Annotated in this window: 19 protein-coding genes; 11 read left to right on the top strand and 8 right to left on the bottom strand. The window is 64.9% G+C overall.

Features of this window, described 5'->3' with window-relative positions:
- Positions 1–28 precede the first annotated feature (28 nt).
- Entirely contained in the window at positions 29–1,096 is a 1,068-nt protein-coding gene (locus V2I08_RS15990) for a GNAT family N-acetyltransferase (RefSeq protein WP_349635971.1), read from the top strand.
- Here V2I08_RS15990 and V2I08_RS15985 read toward each other — a convergent pair.
- Positions 1,074–1,943: a cupin-like domain-containing protein gene (locus tag V2I08_RS15985; RefSeq protein ID WP_349635970.1), complete on the bottom strand. Its 870-nt coding sequence runs from the start codon at positions 1,941–1,943 to the stop codon at positions 1,074–1,076. The genes V2I08_RS15990 and V2I08_RS15985 overlap by 23 nt on opposite strands.
- A complete protein-coding gene (locus V2I08_RS15980; RefSeq protein ID WP_349635969.1) occupies positions 1,940–3,070 on the bottom strand; it encodes a GNAT family N-acetyltransferase in 1,131 nt (376 codons plus the stop codon). The genes V2I08_RS15985 and V2I08_RS15980 overlap by 4 nt, the downstream gene beginning before the upstream one ends.
- A gap of 128 nt (positions 3,071–3,198) precedes the next feature.
- Between V2I08_RS15980 and V2I08_RS15975 the strand changes: the two genes are divergently transcribed.
- The 5 genes from V2I08_RS15975 (at position 3,199) to V2I08_RS15955 (ending at position 6,903) form a co-directional block, all read left to right on the top strand.
- On the top strand, positions 3,199–4,200 hold the full coding sequence (locus tag V2I08_RS15975; protein WP_349635968.1) for an NAD-dependent epimerase/dehydratase family protein: 1,002 nt from the start codon (positions 3,199–3,201) through the stop codon (positions 4,198–4,200).
- Entirely contained in the window at positions 4,197–4,352 is a 156-nt protein-coding gene (locus tag V2I08_RS15970; protein ID WP_349635967.1) for a hypothetical protein, read from the top strand. Before V2I08_RS15975 ends, V2I08_RS15970 begins: the two co-directional genes overlap by 4 nt.
- Before the next feature lie 201 nt (positions 4,353–4,553).
- Positions 4,554–5,513 (top strand): KpsF/GutQ family sugar-phosphate isomerase, encoded by a 960-nt coding sequence (locus V2I08_RS15965; RefSeq protein ID WP_349635987.1) that lies wholly within the window; start codon positions 4,554–4,556, stop codon positions 5,511–5,513.
- Positions 5,510–6,319 carry a 3-deoxy-manno-octulosonate cytidylyltransferase gene (locus V2I08_RS15960; RefSeq protein ID WP_349635986.1) on the top strand — a complete coding sequence of 270 codons (810 nt, stop codon included), beginning with the start codon at positions 5,510–5,512 and terminating at the stop codon, positions 6,317–6,319. The genes V2I08_RS15965 and V2I08_RS15960 overlap by 4 nt, the downstream gene beginning before the upstream one ends.
- Entirely contained in the window at positions 6,319–6,903 is a 585-nt protein-coding gene (locus V2I08_RS15955; protein WP_349635966.1) for a histidine phosphatase family protein, read from the top strand. Before V2I08_RS15960 ends, V2I08_RS15955 begins: the two co-directional genes overlap by 1 nt.
- Here the strand turns inward: V2I08_RS15955 and V2I08_RS15950 are convergent.
- Positions 6,900–7,937, bottom strand: a complete 1,038-nt coding sequence (locus V2I08_RS15950; RefSeq protein WP_349635985.1) for an LD-carboxypeptidase — start codon at positions 7,935–7,937, stop codon at positions 6,900–6,902. The genes V2I08_RS15955 and V2I08_RS15950 overlap by 4 nt on opposite strands.
- Positions 7,938–7,939: 2 nt before the next feature.
- Complete coding sequence (locus tag V2I08_RS15945) at positions 7,940–8,383, bottom strand: cupin domain-containing protein (RefSeq protein ID WP_349635965.1); 444 nt, start codon at positions 8,381–8,383, stop codon at positions 7,940–7,942.
- Positions 8,384–8,436: 53 nt separating this feature from the next.
- Here V2I08_RS15945 and dapE point away from each other — a divergent pair, with 53 nt between their 5' ends.
- Entirely contained in the window at positions 8,437–9,579 is a 1,143-nt protein-coding gene (gene dapE, locus V2I08_RS15940) for a succinyl-diaminopimelate desuccinylase (RefSeq protein ID WP_349635964.1), read from the top strand.
- Here the strand turns inward: dapE and V2I08_RS15935 are convergent, their stop codons facing one another.
- The 4 genes from V2I08_RS15935 to V2I08_RS15920 form a co-directional block, all read right to left on the bottom strand.
- On the bottom strand, positions 9,580–11,307 hold the full coding sequence (locus V2I08_RS15935) for an EAL domain-containing protein (RefSeq protein WP_349635984.1): 1,728 nt from the start codon (positions 11,305–11,307) through the stop codon (positions 9,580–9,582). It abuts the gene before it with no gap.
- Positions 11,308–11,409: 102 nt separating this feature from the next.
- Positions 11,410–11,949, bottom strand: coding sequence for a Smr/MutS family protein (locus tag V2I08_RS15930; protein ID WP_349635963.1), 540 nt, complete (start codon positions 11,947–11,949; stop codon positions 11,410–11,412).
- A gap of 11 nt (positions 11,950–11,960) precedes the next feature.
- The gene (locus tag V2I08_RS15925; protein ID WP_349635962.1) at positions 11,961–13,214 is read right to left on the bottom strand and encodes an MltA domain-containing protein; all 1,254 of its coding nucleotides are present in this window, start codon (positions 13,212–13,214) and stop codon (positions 11,961–11,963) included.
- A gap of 7 nt (positions 13,215–13,221) precedes the next feature.
- Positions 13,222–13,875, bottom strand: coding sequence for a Tim44/TimA family putative adaptor protein (locus V2I08_RS15920; RefSeq protein WP_349635961.1), 654 nt, complete (start codon positions 13,873–13,875; stop codon positions 13,222–13,224).
- Positions 13,876–14,057: 182 nt separating this feature from the next.
- Between V2I08_RS15920 and secB the strand changes: the two genes are divergently transcribed.
- The 4 genes from secB to V2I08_RS15900 all read left to right on the top strand — a co-directional run bounded on the left by secB (position 14,058) and on the right by V2I08_RS15900 (position 18,022).
- Positions 14,058–14,564, top strand: a complete 507-nt coding sequence (gene secB / locus V2I08_RS15915) for a protein-export chaperone SecB (RefSeq protein ID WP_349635960.1) — start codon at positions 14,058–14,060, stop codon at positions 14,562–14,564.
- A gap of 34 nt (positions 14,565–14,598) precedes the next feature.
- On the top strand, positions 14,599–16,182 hold the full coding sequence (gene murJ, locus V2I08_RS15910) for a murein biosynthesis integral membrane protein MurJ (RefSeq protein ID WP_349635959.1): 1,584 nt from the start codon (positions 14,599–14,601) through the stop codon (positions 16,180–16,182).
- Positions 16,183–16,195: 13 nt separating this feature from the next.
- Entirely contained in the window at positions 16,196–17,200 is a 1,005-nt protein-coding gene (gene trpS / locus V2I08_RS15905) for a tryptophan--tRNA ligase (RefSeq protein WP_349635958.1), read from the top strand.
- 162 nt (positions 17,201–17,362) lie between these two features.
- A complete protein-coding gene (locus V2I08_RS15900; protein ID WP_349635957.1) occupies positions 17,363–18,022 on the top strand; it encodes a DUF4136 domain-containing protein in 660 nt (219 codons plus the stop codon).
- The last annotated feature ends 4 nt before the right edge of the window (positions 18,023–18,026 follow it).

Genomic DNA, 18,026 nt, shown 5'->3' with positions numbered 1-18,026 from the left:
GGCCGGACGCTCTGCCACAAGGAGCGCGATGGCTCTCACCGCATCCTTTTCGCTGCCCGATCGCGCGGCGCTGGCAACCCGTTGGCAGGCGCTCGAAGCGCGTGCCGACGCTTCCTTCTTCCTCGGCTGGACCTGGGCCGGCGCCTGGCTCGACAGCTATGCCATCCGCCCCGAATTGCTGGCCATCATGGACGATGACGGCAATGACGTCGCCCTCGCGCTGGTCGGCCACGCAATGCAACCGCGCTTGCTGGGCAGCGTCGCTACGCTCAGCCTCAACCAGTCGGGCGATCCTGCGGCCGACCGCCCCTATGTCGAATATAACGGCCTGCTGGCAGAGAAAGGCCGGGAGGCGGAAGCCGCCGCTGCCGCCGTCGAAGCGCTCACCCGCCGCCGCGACTGGCGCGCGTTGCGCCTCAGCGGCATCGCGCCCGACTCGCCGCTGCTGAACCTGCGCGCCCGCCGCAAGACCCGCGCGGACGTGTCACCCGTTTATCAGATCGATCTCGCCGCCGTGCGCGCGGCGAATGGCGATTATCTCTCGCTGCTCAGCGCCAACACCCGCAGCCAGATCCGCCGCGCGATGAAGGATCATGGCGGTCCCTTGCCCGATGTCGCGATAGCGGGCCTCAACGACATCACCCCCTGGCTGGACGATATGGCGGCGCTCAACAGCGGTCGCCATGCCGATAATGCGTGGGACGATGCGGATTTCCGCGCCTTCGTCGCCACCATCGCCGCGCGCGGCTTGCCGGGCGGGTCGGTCGAGCTGCTGCGCTTCACCGATTCCGGCGGGGTGGTTGGCCTGCTTGTCAATTTCGTCCATCGCGGCGTCGCGATGAACTATCAATCCGCCTTCGCCGAACCGAGTACCGCCAAGGACAAGCCCGGCCTGCTCTGCCATGCCGCCGCCGTGGCGCATTATGCCGCGCGCGACCTGTCGCTCTACTCGCTGCTCGCGGGCAAGGATCGCTACAAGCAGAGCCTCTCCACTTGCGAGGAGAGTCTGGAATGGTGGGTGATCGAACGGTTCAGCCCGCGCCTTGAAGCTGAAGCGCTATTGCGCCGCCTGCTTAAACGCCCAGCTTCCGCATGACGCGATAGACCAGCCGCCGCAGCCCCTGCCGTTCCGGCCGGGCGCTGACCGTACCGATGGGCAGGCCGCGCTTGCGCAGCAGCGCGTTGAAACTGTGCAACTCGCCCTCCGCCACGCTGCGTTCGGACCGCCATGTCACCGACAGGCTGATCGACACGGCCGGGCCGTTCTCGACGAAATGAGGCGCTTTCACCGGCACATGGATCGCTTCGCCCGGCGCCAGCGGAAAGGCGGTGCCGCGTGCCTTGAACCCGTCCTGCCACACCAGATTGCGATGCCCGCCGCCGTGGAAATCCTCGCTCTTTTGCGCAGGCACCAGCGCTTCGTCGCGCGCGGGAAAGACGGTCATCACCTTGGTCCCCATGATCTGGAGCAGGATATTATGCTCCGGGTCCATGTGGAACGGGGTAACGCTGCCCGGCGAGGTCAGGAAGATGAAGGCCTCGCGATGCAGCATCGGCCCGGTCGCGGCACGGACGATCGGCTCCAGATCGGCGAGCGCCGCATCCAGCAGCGCGCCATAGGCCGGATCGCGCTCGACATTCTTCAGCACCGCCCAACTGCCATTGGTCTCGATCGTGCGGATCGTCTCGCCCAGCGTTAGCCCGTTGGACGGCGTATCCTCCGGCCGCACGCCGAGCGGCAGCTTGCCCAGATTATACTCCACCGACGATGCAGGCATACGCTCGGCCAGCGTCGCCAAGGCATCGAGCGTCAGCAGGTCATGTCCGACCAAATCATGACACAGCCGGGCTGGCTGGTCGGGATAGGCGGCGGCAAAGGTCGCGCGCGCAGTGTCGGGGAAGGTCGCGACCCTGGCGGCCGCGATCGGGCTATGGGCGGTCATCCCTGTCCTTTCAAAAGTCTGGCGGCGCTTTCGACGCCATTGGCGATGGCAAAGGCTGCCTTGCGTTGCAACTGCACCGCGCCTCGACCACGGAGCGCGATACGATATTGGACGATGGTGCGCCGTTCGGCCCACAGGCTGTCGATCATCGGATGGTCGGGCGCGGCGCAACTGTCCATCCAGCCGATCGCCGGATCATCCTGCACCGCATGCAAATTGGCGATCTCGATCAGGACGCCCGGCGAAAAACGGCCAAATTCCTCATCGATCGCGATCTTGAAGGAAAAGGCACCCGCGCCATGGCGGAAATTGACCAGCATCGCGATCGCCCGCCCGTCCAGGTCGAGCCGCAGCATATGCAACCGCCCCGCATCGAACCCGGCGGCGCAGGCGGCGCGGAAAAAGGCCGTATCGGCGGGCTTGCAGCCCATCGCCGTGCCTTCGCGGCCCTTCCAGCCCGACGCTTCGAGCGCCAGAAATTCCCCGCACCAGTGCGCCACGTCGCCCCGATCGACCAGCAACCGGCTTTCCACCACGCCAAGTTCCGCCAGCCGCTTTTGCAGCCGCCGCAATTCCTTGCGCTTCTTGGCGCGGACCTGGCTCTCCCAATAGGCTTCGGCGGTCAGGTCCGAACGCAGCATCGCCCGGTCATAGCGGTGAATCTCCCGCCGCCCGCGCCTTTGCTCGACGCAGACCGCTTCGATGGCGGCGGCATTGGCCCCGGCCGCGTCGATCGCTTCGAGATGCAGGAAGCCGCGCGCCCAGGGGGCGTCGTCCAACTGCGCCAGAAAGCTGCGCCAGGCCGCCGCCTCATGCCCCTGCCGGATCATCGGCGCGCCGAAAAAACAATGATCATGGACCCAGTTACTGATGCAGCCGAGCGGCAATCGCCCATGGCGCGACCTTACTGTAACAGGCAGCAGGCCGATCAGCCCGTCCCCCTCGCGCGCCTCGATCAGGCGAACGCTGCCATCCACTGCCAGATGATCGATCGCCGCGGCCAGCATGTCGGGCGCATAAAAGGCATTGGCTTCCGCTGCATGCCGCGCCAGTTCCTCCCAGCGCGCACGCTGCGTCGTCGCCGCCGCTTGGGGTTGAGGGGGCAGGGGGTGGGATGCCATGTCCATGTTTCCGCCTTTAGATCGGAAAGATTAGGGAAAGGCTAAATCCTGCCCGCTAGGGCGATACCTGACGGGGCTTTACATATAAGGGCGGATCGTCAGACACGGATAGCCGATAGGCGTGGAGAAATGGCATGACGATTCTGGTCACCGGCGCGGCAGGTTTCATCGGCATGCATGTCGCCGACCGCCTGATGGCGCAGGGTCATGCCGTGGTCGGCATCGACAATCTCAACGATTATTACCCGGTGTCGCTCAAACGCGCGCGACTCGACAGCCTGTCCGCCGCCCATGGCAAGCTGTTCACCTTCCACGAACTGGATTTCGCGGACATGGATGCGCTCAACGCGACGCTTGCGGATCAGGTGATCGAATCGATCGTCCATCTGGGTGCGCAGGCGGGGGTGCGCTATTCGCTGATCAACCCCCACGCCTATGTCCGCTCCAACCTGGCGGGCCATGTCAACATGCTCGAACTGGCACGCGAACGGCGGGTGCGGCATCTGGTCTATGCCTCCTCCTCGTCGGTTTATGGCGGCAATGACACGCTGCCCTTCCGCGTCGAGGACCGGGCCGATCACCCCGTTTCCCTCTATGCCGCGACCAAGCGCGCCGACGAACTGATGAGCGAGACCTACGCCCATCTCTTCCGTATCCCCATGACGGGCCTGCGCTTTTTCACCGTCTATGGACCTTGGGGCCGCCCTGACATGGCGATGTGGATCTTCACGTCCAAGATTCTCGCGGGCCAGCCGATCCCGGTGTTCAACCATGGCCGAATGCAGCGCGACTTCACCTATATTGACGATATCGTGACCGGCATTTTGGGCTGCCTCGATCATCCCCCGGCGGACGATGGCGCGCTCAAGGCAGGCGGCAGCCGCGCGCCGCACCGGCTCTACAATATCGGCAACAACCGCCCCGAAGAACTAATGCACCTCATCGCCGTGCTGGAGGACGCGATCGGGATCAAGGCCCAGATCGACTTCCAGCCGATCCAGCCGGGTGATGTCCATGCGACTTTCGCCGACATCAGCGCGATCGCCCGCGACATAGGTTTTGCACCCTCGGTCGGCATCGAGTCGGGCGTCCCCCGATTCGTGCAATGGTATCGGGATTATCATGGCGTCTCATGACGTTGCGTGACGGCACACGTTCGAACCGCAAAATGGCTGCGCGACTGGTCGCTCAAAGCCATCGTTTCAACGGATTTAATGCGACGCAAACGCAGTCTTTTTATCGTATTGATCTTTTCGCAACTGCAAAAATGATTGCCATAAGTCCCTGAAACGGCGTACACAGTCGCACCCAGCAGGAAGAAAATTCCTGTCGGGAGGTCGCGGAACAAGGGAGGACAGCACGCCGAAATCGGCGGTTCGTCCACCGTCTCCGCCAGTGAGATAAGCTCGCGGCGGAGCGCGGAAAAAAGGGCAAGCGCGTGTCAACATCAGCATCCAAGATCGTGCCGTTCGGCTCAGGTGGCCGCATAATAGAGACGGCGTGTAGAAGCCTCTCCATCGCCGCGACTGGCCTTAACGAGCTGGAATCCCGTTTTGGCCAGCGGGAATTTGCCGCTACCTTCCTCCGTCTCGTCGGCGTCCTGATGCAGGTCCGCGGTCGTGTCATCGTCACCGGCATCGGCAAGAGCGGCATCGTCGCGCGCAAGATGACGGCGACGCTCACCTCCACCGGCACGCCTGCCATCTTCCTGCATCCCGCCGATGCCGGGCATGGCGACCTTGGCATGGTGACACCCGACGACGTCGTACTGATGCTGTCCCATTCGGGCGAATCGACCGAACTCGGCCCGATCATCCAATATTGCAAACGCTTCGCCATCCCCTTGCTGGCGATGACCGCGCAGGCGCAAAGCACCGTCGCGCAGGCCGCCGACATCTGCATCCTGATGCCCGAAGTGCAGGAAGCCTGCCCCAACGCGCTGGCCCCCACCACATCGACCACGGTGCAGATGGCGTTCGGTGATGCCCTGGCGATTTCGCTGATGGAAATGCGCGGATTCTCGGCGGACGATTTCCACAAATTCCATCCCAACGGCCGTCTCGGCGCGCAACTGCTCAAGGTGCGCGAACTGATGGCGAAGGGCGACGATGTGCCGCAGGTGCGCGAGGATGCCTCGCTGCTCGACGCGACCATCGAAATGACCCGTGCGCGCCTCGGCGGTACGGCGATCACGGATCATGAGGGGCGACTGATCGGTGCCTTCACCGATGGCGATCTGCGCCGCGCCGTCACCGCCAAGCAGAATCTGACCGAGCCGGTCGGTCGTTTCATGACCGTAACGCCACAGGCGATCACCCCGGATGATCTGGCCCATGAAGCGCTGCATGTCATGCATGAGCGTAACATCATGCTGTTGTTCGTGTGCGATCGGGGCCGCCTGGTCGGTGCCGTCCATATGCACGATCTGCTGCACGCCGGGGTCGCCTGAACCACCTTGTCGTCATTCCCGCGCGGGCGGGGTCTTCCCGCCTGCCGCGCAAGCCCCTGCGACTCATTGCTGGGCGCACGCTGCTGCACCGTACTATCGCCATGGCGCGGGCAGCGATTGGCGATCGGGCCGGAGTCGCGCTGACGGTCGCCACCGATGACGCGGAAATCGCCGATCATGCCCGCGCTGGGGGCTGCGATGCGGTGATGACCGACAGCGCCATCGCCACCGGGTCGGGCCGCGCGCTTGCCGCCGCCCTGGCCCAGCCTACAGCGCCCCGCTTCGTCATCAACCTTCAAGGCGATTCGCCCTTCCAGCCCCAGGGCGCGCTGGGTTCGGTCATCGCCGCGCTGGAGGCCGGCGCACAGGTCGCCACCCCGGTCATCGCGCTCGACTGGCCCGCGCTCGACGCCCTGCGCGATCACAAGACCCGCTCACCGTTCAGCGGCACCACTTGCGCCCGCGCGCCCGACGGCCATGCCTATTGGTTTTCCAAAGCCATCATTCCCGCCATCCGCAACGAAGACAGTTTGCGCGCGCGCCTGCCGCGCTCCCCGGTCTGGCGCCATGTCGGCCTCTATGGCTATGCCCTGGACGCGCTGCGCCGGTTCGAGGCCTGCCCGCCCACGGCCCTCGAAAATCTCGAAGGGCTGGAGCAGCTCCGCTTGCTGGAACTCGGCATCCCGATCATGACCGTTCCCGTCGACCCGCCCTCTTTCGACAGTTCGGGCATCGACACCGAAGCCGATATCAGCCGCGTCGAGGCACTGATCGCCCAACATGGCGACCCCACGCCCGCGCTCTGATGCGCCACCTCTTCATCATCCGCCACGGCAATACCTTTGCCAGTAGCGCGCAGGCCTGCCGCATCGGCTCACGCACCGACATCCCATTGGTCGAAAGCGGCCACGCCCAGGCCGAGCGCCTCGGCACCTGGTTCGCGCAGCAGGCGCTCCCTATCCACCGCCTGTTCAGCAGCCCGCTCCTCCGCGCGCGCCAGACCGCCGCTGCGATCGCCGCCGCCACTGGCCACGCGCAAGATGGCACGCACGACTGGCTGGGCGAGATCGACCACGGTCCTGACGAAGGCCGCCCCGAAGCCGACGTCCTCGCCCGCATCGGCGCGCAGGCGCTGGCGGACTGGGAAGAACAGGGCATCGTGCCTGATGGCTGGATCGTCGATGCCCAAACCCGCATCGCTGCCTGGCGCGCCTTCTTCGCGCAAGCCGGAGAGGGGACGGACCTACTCGTCACCTCCAACGGCGCGGCCCGCTTCGCGCTGCTGGCGCTGGGCCTGCCGCCGCGCAGGCTACGCACCGGGGCGTTCGGCGAACTGGCCATTGCCCCCGACGGCAATGTCACGCTGGTCCGCTGGGACGAGCGGCCTTAGGCAACCGCTGCCTCCAGCAACCGGATCGTCCCCGCGTCCGCATCCATTTCCGCCCGTACGCCCACCGGCAGGCTGAACTGGTTGGCGACATGGCCGAACTGCGCCCCTTGAAAGGCGGGTATGCCGAGGGAACCAAGATGCTGCTGCAACACTTCCGACAGGGTAAATCCGCCATAGGATGGCCCGCTCGCCCCGCAATCGGTACATTGTCCGAACACCACCCCCGCCAGCCGCCCCAGCACGCCGCCGAGCGCCAACTGGGTCAACATCCGGTCGATGCGATAGGGTGCCTCGCCAATATCCTCGATGAACAAAATCGCGCCGGTAAAATCGGGCAGCCAGCCTGTTCCCATCAAGGCCGCCAGCACGGTCAGGTTGCCGCCCAGCAAGCGCCCGCTCGTCTTGCCGGGATGGAATGTGCGGATGCGCCCGGCGCGCGGCACCAGCCGGTCTTCATTGCCGACCGGATTGGCAAAGGTCGGCATCGCTCCGTCGAACGCGACCGCGCGAAATCCGTCCCAGGAAAAGCGCCCCCAACTGCTCGACGCATTGGGACCGTGGATGGTGGTAAAGCCCGCCCGCGCGGCAAAGGCCATGTGCAGCGCGGTGATGTCGGAAAAGCCGATCAGCAGCTTGGGATTGGCGCGGATCGTCGCGAAATCGAGCAAAGGCAGGATGCGCGCGCACCCCCATCCGCCGCGCACCGCGAACACCGCGCGCACCTGCGGATCGGCGAACATCGCGTTGACGTCGGCGGCGCGCTCCTTGTCCGTCCCGGCCAGATAGCCATGGCGCGAGGCCAGATGCGGCGCAGGCCGGGGCACCAGCCCCATCGCCACGATCGTCTCCTTGACCAGATCAAGGTCGAACATATCGTCGGTAAACCCCGCCGGTTCGATCAGCCCGACCACGTCGCCGTGCCGCAGACGCGGCGGTTTCACCAATGTCGCAGGCAAAGGCGCAACCGGCGGTGCCTTGGCCGCCATCAGCATCGCGCCCATGCCTGTCATTAGCGCGCGCCGGTCCATCCGCATCGTCAAAAGCCGCTCCCGTCCTTGTGGCGATACTGGCCGCCGGACCATCGCATGTCGATATCGGCATAATGGCAATCGCCGGTCGGAGGTCGCCCGAAAGCCAGGAAAGTGCAATCGGCGTCGCTTTCATTGACCAGATGATGGCCATTCGGCTCACCCTTGGGAAAGGCCGCCATATCGCCTGCGCGCAGCAGCGTGCGCCCATCCTCCTCGACCAGCACGGCTTCCCCCGCCAACATCACGACGAACTCGTCCTCATCCTCATGCCAATGCCGGTGGGATGACGCCGCACCGGGTTTCAGCACGACATGGCTGACGCCGAAATCGGAGAGATCGCTTGCCGGGCCAAGCCGCCTGACCCACCGCCCGGCAACGATGTCGGCATAGGGCGCGGGATAGCCGGTGGCATTGGTCTGCGCGATGGCATCCAGGTCGATCCGGGGCACGGCCTTGTCTCCTCCTGCTGGCCAAGCGGCCCGGCTTTCGCTAACGCCTGGGCATGACCAGCACCAGAGCCAATCATGATGTCGTGGCGCTTGCCGAGCAACTGCTTGCCTGCCCCTCCGTAACACCTGCAACCGGCGCCGTCTTTACCGCGCTGCAGGCTATGCTGGAACCGCTGGGCTTTACCGTCGACCGCTTCGTCACCGGCGACGCGCCTGACGGCCCGGTCGAAAATCTCCTCGCTTGGCGCACTACGGGCGGCGGCAGGCATTTCGCCTTTGCCGGCCATCTCGACGTCGTGCCGCCGGGGCCGGGCTGGACCAGCGACCCGTTCGTTCCCGAACAGCGCGGCGATTTGCTCTACGGCCGCGGCGCGGTGGACATGAAGGGCTCGATCGCCGCCTTCGTCGCGGCGCTCCACGATTTGCCCGACGACCTGCCCGGCACGATCAGCCTGATCATCACCGGCGATGAGGAAGGCCCGGCGGTCCATGGCACATTGGCGCTGATGGAGCGGATGGCCGCGCGCGAACTGCGCCCCGACCTCTGCCTCGTCGGCGAACCAACCAGCTCGGCGCAACTGGGCGATGTGGTCAAGATCGGGCGGCGCGGTTCGGTCAATATGTGGATCAGCGTGGCGGGTGCCCAAGGCCATGTCGCCTATCCCCATCTCGCCGACAATCCAATCCCCAAGCTGGTACGCATTCTGTCTGCCATAGAGGCCGAGACGTTGGACGAGGGCACTGACTGGTTTCAGCCCAGCAATATCGAAATCACCGACCTCGACGTCGGCAATCCGGCGCATAATGTCATTCCCGGCCTTGCGACCGCGCGCATCTCGATCCGGTTCAACGACCGGCATAGCGGCGCATCGCTGATCGAACGGATCACCGCCATCGCCGCCACCGAGGGCGGCACGGTCGAGGCGAAAATCAGCGGCGAACCCTTCCTGACCCCGCCCGGTGCGTTCAGCGATCTGGTCAGCAGCGCGATTCGTGATGTCACCGGCCTTGCCACGGACCTGTCGACGACAGGAGGTACATCCGACGCCCGCTTCCTCTCGCGCCTCTGCCCGGTGGTGGAATTCGGCCTCAACAATGCGACGATGCACAAGCTGGACGAAGCGGTCGCGGTGCAGGATCTGCGCGATTTGCAACGCATCTATGCGCTGATCGTGGAACGGGCGCTGCGGCGCTGATCAGCCCCGGCGTGGATCGGGCTGGCGCAGGAACAGGACGCGGCCCTTGGTTTCCGGCCCGGCGCTGCCGATTGTCCCGCCAAAACGGTCGAGATAGGCCTGTTCGCCAGTTGGCCTTGCCAGATGATAGCCCTGAAACTGGGTGCAGCCGATGACGCGCAGCATGTCCATCTGCGCCTCGCTCTCAATGCCTTCGACCACCACTTCCAGGCCAAGGCCCTGGATAAGGCCAACCACGGCTGAACAGATAGTCCGCGCCTCGGCTGATGTCGTAATGTCGCGCACCAGGCTGCGGTCGATCTTCACCCGGTCGACCGGCAGTTCCTTCAACCGCGACAGGTTGGAATAGCCGGTGCCGAAATCATCCATCGCCACACGCACCCCGTCACGTCGCAGCGCGGTGAGCTGTTCCAATATGCGTGGTTCCATCTCCATCGCGAGCGATTCGCTGATTTCCAGCTCCAGCATCGTCGGCGGCGTCTGGTGCGTAGCGATGGCGTGACGCAGGCGCAGGAAGAAATCCGCCTGGCTCAGTTCGCGAGTGGAGATATTGATGGCGATGCGCTGCGAGATGCCCATCCCGGCCCAGCGCGCCGCCGTCTCGCACACCCTGTCCATCACCCAGTCGCCCAGCGCGACGATCACACCGCTTTCCTCCGCCACTGGCACGAAAGCCCCCGGCATGACGAGGTTGCGTTCGGGATGCGCCCAGCGCACCAGCGCTTCGGCCGCCACTGCGTTACCACTGGCGACATCAATCTGTGCCTGAAACTCCAGGATGAACTCGTCGCGCTGCAGCGCCAGCATTAAAGCGCGCTCCAGATCGGCACGGTCGGCTGCCTCCAGCGCCAGTTCGGCCGTATACATTTCGGCCCGTCCGCGTCCTTCATGCTTGGCATGGTACATGGCGATATCCGCCGCGCGCAGCAAAGCGGTCAGCGTTTCGCCATGATCGGGGTAGCAGGCAATGCCGATCGACGCGCCCAGATCGACATGCTGGCTACCCAGTTCGAAACGTTCGCCCAGGGCGAACTGGATGGCGCGGGCAATGCGCGCGGCGGCACTATGGCCGGGTAGGTTGGGGAAGAACATGGTGAACTCGTCGCCCGCCAGCCGCCCGATCACCGCATCGCCCGATCCGGCAGCGACCTGCGCCATCACCACTTCACGCAGCCGCCCGGCAACGCGCGCCAGCAACTGGTCGCCCGCTGCATGGCCCAGTGTATCGTTGACGCTCTTGAATCCGTCCAGGTCGATAAAGAAAAGGGCTGCCTTGTCCCCCTCGACGCGCTCGGCGAGATGGCGTTCGACCTGACGGCAAAAGCTGGTGCGGTTGGCGAGGCCCGTAATCTGGTCGAACAGGGCGAGCGTCTGCACATGGTCCATATTGGTGCGGACCTGGCTGAACAGGCTGGCCATCGCGACTGACAGGTCAGGCATTTCGCGGCCGATTTCACCGGGTACGGGCGATTGCAAGTCGCCATGCGCGGCCGACACGAGCCGCTCGGTCGCCATGTCGATGGCGGTTGCGGTGGTCGCGACCGTCTGGCGCGCCGAAGCCCAGCTCATCGTCCCGCATAATATGGCAATGATCAGCGCGCGGCTGATCTGCCCGATATCGTCGGGCTGGCCCGGCGTATAACCCAGGACGAGCGACAGGATGAAGACCAGCGCGCCTGCGGAGCAGGCGAACGCAGCAGCGCGGCTTTTTAACGTCACCCCCCGCATCATCTGTCCCTGTCCCGGCGCACGCTCCATGATGAAGCCTTAGGGGGCAAGGATATGAAGGACGGTGGTTAAGAAAGGGTCAGCGTCTTTGCGATGACAACGCTATTTTTTGCGCCGCAATATCAAATAGAGCGCGCCGTCGCCGCCATGGCGCGGATGGGCGACGCGGACGCTGGCGATCCGGTCGGCATGGGCGCTGGTTTCCAGCCAATGGCCGATCTCGGCCCGGATCGCCCCGCGACGCGCCGCGCTGTCGGACAATGCGCCCTTGGGGGGCTTGCCCGTCACCACCAAGATGACCCGCACCCCCTGCGCCAGCGCCACGCCCAGCGCCTGGTGCAACCGGGCGTGGGCCGCCGACAGGCTATGGCCATGCAGGTCGATGCTCATCTCCGGGCTGACCGCACCATTGCGGATGCGCTTTTCCCAACCCGTGTCCAGTACGGCGGCAGGCGTGCGGACAGGCGCAGGCGGTGGAATGTGGCGGGCAGGGGGCGGCGCAACGCCCTTTTTCGCTGGTGGGTCGATGGTTACCACGGGCAGCGCAACGGGAGCGCGATTTTGCGGACGCAGCGGCCGCACCGTCCGGGCCAGCGCGCTCCACAACGCCTGCTCATCGGTCGATAGATGCCGCCGCGCCATCGCCACCCCGGTCAGGGTCGGGTGAGGCGGGCGACCGACCCGATCGGCAGCAGAATGAGCGCACTGCCCCGCGCCGACATGCCGCCCGCGATACCGCGCGCCCGTGCGCCCGCACCCCAGAAACTGTCGAAGCGATTGGCGCCCTTGATCGCGCCGCCCGTATCCTGCGCGATCCACATGCCATTGGGTTCAGCCCGGTCGAGCGAAAGCAGCACCGGCGCGCCCAGCGGCACATATTTGGGATCGGCAGCGACCGTCCCTTCCGCCGTCACTGGCACGCCGAGCGCCCCGATCGGCCCCGCGCCGGTCAATTCACGGAAAAAGACGAAGCTCTTATTTTCGTTCATGATCGCCGCCCCCTCGACCGGGTTGGCACGCAGATATTGCATGATATCCTGCATCGACCCGGCCTTGATCAGCCCGCGATCCTTCATCAGCTTGCCGATGCCGGTATAATCGCGGCCATTCTGCCCATCATAGCCGATGCGCATGACGCCGCCGTCGGGCAGGTTCAACCGCCCGCTGCCCTGCACCTGCAGGAAGAAGAATTCGACCGGATCGGCTGCATAGGCCAATTCCAGCCCGCGCCCGGCCAGTGCGCCGCTCACGATCTGCTTGCGCTCGTCATAGGGCACGAACTTGGTGCCCGCCACCTTGCCCCGGATCGTGCGGCCTTTGAGGGTCTCGCTGAACTGGCCCAGATCCACGTCGATGAGGTCGGTAGGACGGCGATAGATGGGAACATCATAACCGGGCTGGCGCGTGCGCGATCCCGCAATTTCCGGCTCATAATAGCCCGTGACGAAGGCTGCGCCATCGCCCACCTGCACCGCTTCGAAATAGCGAGAAAAAAACTCGCTGGCGCTGGTCTCCGGCCAGCTCGACGCCGCCGCACAGGCATTGTTCCAGTCCGATCCCCTGGTCAGCCCGCTGGTATCGGTGCGCCGCATCAAGGTGGGGCAGGAAATGCGAAACGCCTGCAACGCCAGCCGCGATCGTTCTCCCGAAGGGATCAGGCTGCCAACCTCCGGCCCGCGCGTCACGCCCAAAGCGGCGGCGGTGCCCGGCACCAACGCCGGATCAGTCGGCATGTCGACGGGAAGAGTGGGACGTGGCGTGGCCGGGGTAGGGCGGGTGGCCACTTCGCCCGGCGGCACTGGCCGCGATGGCGCGGGGCCAGTCGCGGACGGCGGGATCATGCTGCCCGAACAGGCCGACAGCAGCAGGGCAGCGGCCAGCGCGCCCGCCCTAGAACGCAGCATCATGCCCCGATCACGCTTCGTCGGTTTCGCTGAGCTTCCAGTTGGGATCGGCGCTGCGGATATCGCGGGTGAAGGTCCAGATATCGTTGGTCCCGACCGCATCAGTCATAGACCCGGCGACCACATTGCCATCCTGATCGCGCGTGACGGCGGCGATATCGGCTTCGAACCGCAGCGCAACCTGGGCGACGCCGCCATTGACGGACGCTTCCACGATCTGCGCCTTCTCGATCCGCACCAGACGGTTGTCGAGCACATGGCCCTCCGCCTCCCGCGCGGTAATCGCCGATTCAAAGGACGCGCGCACATCCTCATCGCACAGCCAGGCCAGTTCGTCCCGGTCACCACGCCAAAAGGCTTCCAGCACCATGCGATAGGCGCTCTTGGCTCCATCGACGAACTGCGGCACGTCGAAGCTGCGATCGGCGGCGATCAAAGCGCGCACGCCATTTTCCGCACCCGGCGCAATCAGCCCCTCGGCCAAACGCACCGAATCGCCAGAGCCATCTGCCATCGGCCGGGGCTGCAGCACCGTCACCTTGGCGCGATCTTCGGCAGGGCGGAGCGCAGGCTCCTGCTCGTGCCCGGTACGTTTGCCGAGCACGGAATAAAGCCGGAGCGCCAGAAAACCGGCTATCATGGCGAGGATGACGATCACATACACGGAAATCTATACCCTTTGTGCGGGGAGAATGTTCCCACCAACATAGGCATGTTTGTGCCCAACTTCAAATAGCCCCTTCGTGCCGGTGCCATTGCCCTGTTCCCCGCCCCCTGCTAAGCGCGCGGGTCACATCGCGGGGGGTTGCGACCCACCGGACATTCTTGACCATATAAGGACGGACCATGGCCGACGAAGCCGACACCAACCCCTATATCAACACGCAAGGCAACGGTGCCGACACGGCGCCCCAGATCGCGCTGATCAGCCAATATGTGAAGGATTTGTCCTTCGAAAATCCCAACGCCCCGGCCGTCTACCAGTGGCCCGATCAGCCGCAGATCGACGTCCAGTTCAACATCGGCGCGGATCGCGTCGGCGAAGAAGTGATGGAAATCTCGCTCAAGATCGACGTCAAGGCCGTCGGACCGCAGGGCACCGCCTTCGCCGTCGACCTGCTCTATGCCGCGATCTTTGGCATGCGCAACGTTCCCGAAGAGCAGATCCAGCCCTTCATGCTGGCCGAAGCCCCGCGCCTCATCTTCCCCTTCGCCCGCCGCGTGCTGGCCGACGCGATCCGCGACGGCGGCTTCCCGCCGCTCATTCTCGACCCGATCGATTTCGGCGCGCTCTACCTGCAACAGGCCCAGGCACTGGAACAGACCGCAGGCGAACCGGCCGGTCACGCCTGACAAGCTCAGGGCGAACGGGCACGGGGGCAATGCCATGAAACTCATCCGCGCCCTGGGATCGGTCGGCGGGCTGACGCTCGTCAGTCGCATCCTGGCGCTGGTGCGCGATTCCCTTGCGGCCCGCTATGTCGGCGCGGGGTTCGCGTCGGACGCCTTCAACGGTGTCGCCTTCCGCCTCCCCAACATGTTCCGCGCCCTCTTTGCCGAGGGTGCCTTTTCCGCCGCCTTCATCCCGCTCTTCAACAAGAAAGCGGCGGGGGAGGGCGGGCTGCCTGCGGGCTATGACTTCGCCCAGCGCGCGCTCGCCGTGCTGCTGCCGGTCCTCATCCTCTTCACCCTCGCGCTGATCGCCGCCGCCTGGCCGATCACCTGGGCGCTGTCGGGCGGCTTTTCGCGGCAGAATCCGACCCCGGACCAGTTCGCCTTCGCGGTCACGCTCTCGCGCATCACTATCCCTTATCTGGCGCTCATTTCCATCGCCTCGCTGCTGGGGGGCATCCTCAATTCGCTCGACAAATTCTGGGTCAACGCCGCCGCGCCGATCCTGCTCAACGTCGCGATGATCAGCGGGCTGTGGTTCTTCCATGGTGCCGACGAATATGAAACCGCGCGGGTGCAGGCGATCTCCGTCACCGTGGGCGGCGCACTGCAACTGCTCTGGCTGATCTGGGCCTGCCGCCGCGCGGGCGTCTCGTTAAAGCTCCAGCGGCCTCGCCTCGACAAGGATGTCCGCGAACTCCTCCGCCTCATCGTGCCCGCAGCGGCCGGGGCAGGGGCGCAGCAGGTCAATCTGCTCGTCTCCACCGCCCTGTCGGGCTGGCTGCTCGCCTCCGGCTCGATCACCTATATCTATTACGCCGACCGGCTGAACCAGCTACCGCTGGGCCTGATCGGCATCGGCCTTGGCACCATCCTGCTCCCCACCATCTCGCGGATGCTGTCAAAGGGCGAGGATGAAGCGGCGATGGAGACGCAGAATCGGGGCATCGAACTCGCTTTGTTCCTGACGCTGCCTGCCACCATCGCCTTCCTGACCGTCGCCGAACCGATTGTGCGCGGGCTGTTCCAATATGGCCGCTTCACGGCCGAAGACGCGATGCGCTGCGGCTGGGCGCTGTCGGCCTTCTCGGTCGGCCTGCCTGCCTATGTCCTCGTCAAGGTGCTGACGCCCGGCTATTATGCGCGCGGCGATACGCGGACGCCGGTGCGCTATGCGATGCTCTCGATCCTGATCAACATCATCGGCAATGCCGCGCTCATCCCGACGCTCGGTCATATCGGGCCGCCACTTGCAACCGCGCTCGCCTCCACCGTCAATGTGGCGATGCTCTATCGCACCCTCGTCAAGCGCGGCCATTTTGCCGCCGATGCCGGGCTGCGCCGTCGCTTGCCGCGCCTCGCGCTGGCTGCGCTCATCATGGGCGGCGCGCTGATTGCAGGGGCCAGCCTGTTCGATCCCTGGCTTAGCGGGGCCATGGTCCAGCGCTATATCGCGCTCGCCATACTTGTCGGCGCGGGCGTCACGCTCTACGGGCTGGCCTGCTTCGTCACCGGCGCTTATCGGCTGTCGGATATCAAGGCGCTGATGCGTCGGCGGGGCACGACCACAACGCAATAGAACGGATCATCCCATGCGCGTCCTTTCCGGCATCCAGCCCACCGGCAATCTGCACCTTGGCAATTATCTCGGCGCGATCCGCAACTGGGTGAAGATGCAGGACGAGATGGACGCAGATTCGCAATGCTTCTTCTTTCTCGCCGACATGCACTCCATCACCGTGCATGAAGTGCGCGAACAGCGTATCCGCAATGTGCGCGACATGGCCGCAGCACTCGTCGCCGCCGGGATCGACCCGGACCGCAGCGTCCTCTTCAACCAGGCCCGCGTCCCCGCCCATGCCGAACTTTGCTGGTTGCTGAACGGCACGGCGCGCATCGGCTGGTTGAACCGCATGACCCAGTTCAAAGACAAGGCAGGCAAGGACCGCGAAGGCGCGTCGGTCGGCCTGTTCGTCTATCCGGTGCTGCAGGCCGCCGACATCCTCGCCTATAACGCCACCCATGTCCCCGTGGGCGAGGACCAGAAACAACATCTGGAACTGGCCCGCGACATCGCCGCCAAATTCAACAGCGATTTCGGCGTTGACCTCTTCACCCTGCCGGACCCGATCATCCCCAAGGAATCGGCGCGCATCATGTCGCTGCGCGATGGCAGCGCGAAAATGTCCAAGTCCGACCCTTCGGACATGAGCCGCATCAACCTGACCGATGATGATGATGCGATCATGGCCAAGGTGAAGAAGGCCAAGAGCGACCAGGAAATGCTGCCTGAAAGCGCGGCCGGTTTGGCGGGCCGACCAGAGGCGAGCAACCTCGTCGGCATCCTCGCCACGCTGACCGGCCGCACGCCCGATGCCGTCTGCGCCGAATTTGCTGGGCAAGGCTTCGGCGCGTTCAAGCCGGCGCTGGGCGAAGTGCTGGTCGAAACGCTGCGTCCGATTCGCCAGCGCTTCCTCGAACTGCGCACCGACGATGCCGCGCTCGACGCGATTCTCGACAAGGGTGCGGCCAAGGCGGCGGCGGCGGCTGATCCGACCCTGCGTGCTGCCTATGATGCGATGGGGTTGATGCGCTGACCAAATCTACGGGTTGTGACTGGCCGTGACGTCCTTAAGGTAACAGGACATGGTTTGCGCCCGTTCGGTTTTCTCGTGCGTTCAAATGATGTTCAGTTGTGGCTTGCTAGAACAGGCTCCAATGATGCACAAAGATTCATGCCTGATACAGGACGCAGATAAATGACCCGTTTCAAAAAGTTCGGTCTGTTCGCAGCGCCTGCCCTAGCGCTGGTTGCGCTGTCGGGCTGTGCCACATCGTTCAAGGCCGATGTTGCCCGTTTCCAGCAGCTCCCGGCCCCGGCGGGCCAGAGCTACACCATCGTCGCTGACAATCCGCAGCTCGCGGGCGGTCTCGAATTTGCCCATTATGCCGACATGGTCGGACAGCGGCTGGCGCAGACCGGCTATGTCCCGGCCAGCGATCCCGCGCGCGCCGATCTCATCGTCCGCGTCGCCTATGATGTCGACAATGGCCGTGAAAAGGTCCGCTCTACCGGCTTTGGCGGTCCATGGGGCGGCGGTTTTGGCGGCCCATGGGGCGGTGGCTTTGGCGGTCGCTGGGGTCGTCCTTGGGGCTATGGCTTCTATGATCCGTGGCTCTTTGGCGGCGGTGGATTTAACGACGTGTCGAGCTACACCGTCTATACCAGCGGCCTCAGCATGAAGATCGACCGCGCGGCCGACAATCTTCGCCTGTTCGAAGGCAAGGCGAGCGCTCAGTCGCTGTCGAACAAGCTGACCTATCTGGTCCCCAACCTGATCGACGCGATGTTCACCAATTTCCCTGGCCAGAATGGCGAAGATGTGAAGATTACTCTGCCGCCCGAAAAAAAGGGCTGACGCA

This window comes from Sphingobium sp. MK2, from assembly GCF_040170545.1.
Taxonomy (GTDB): Bacteria; Pseudomonadota; Alphaproteobacteria; order Sphingomonadales; family Sphingomonadaceae; genus Sphingobium.
Note: the sequence above shows the minus strand (reverse complement) of the source record. Positions and strands in the feature narration are given on the sequence as shown.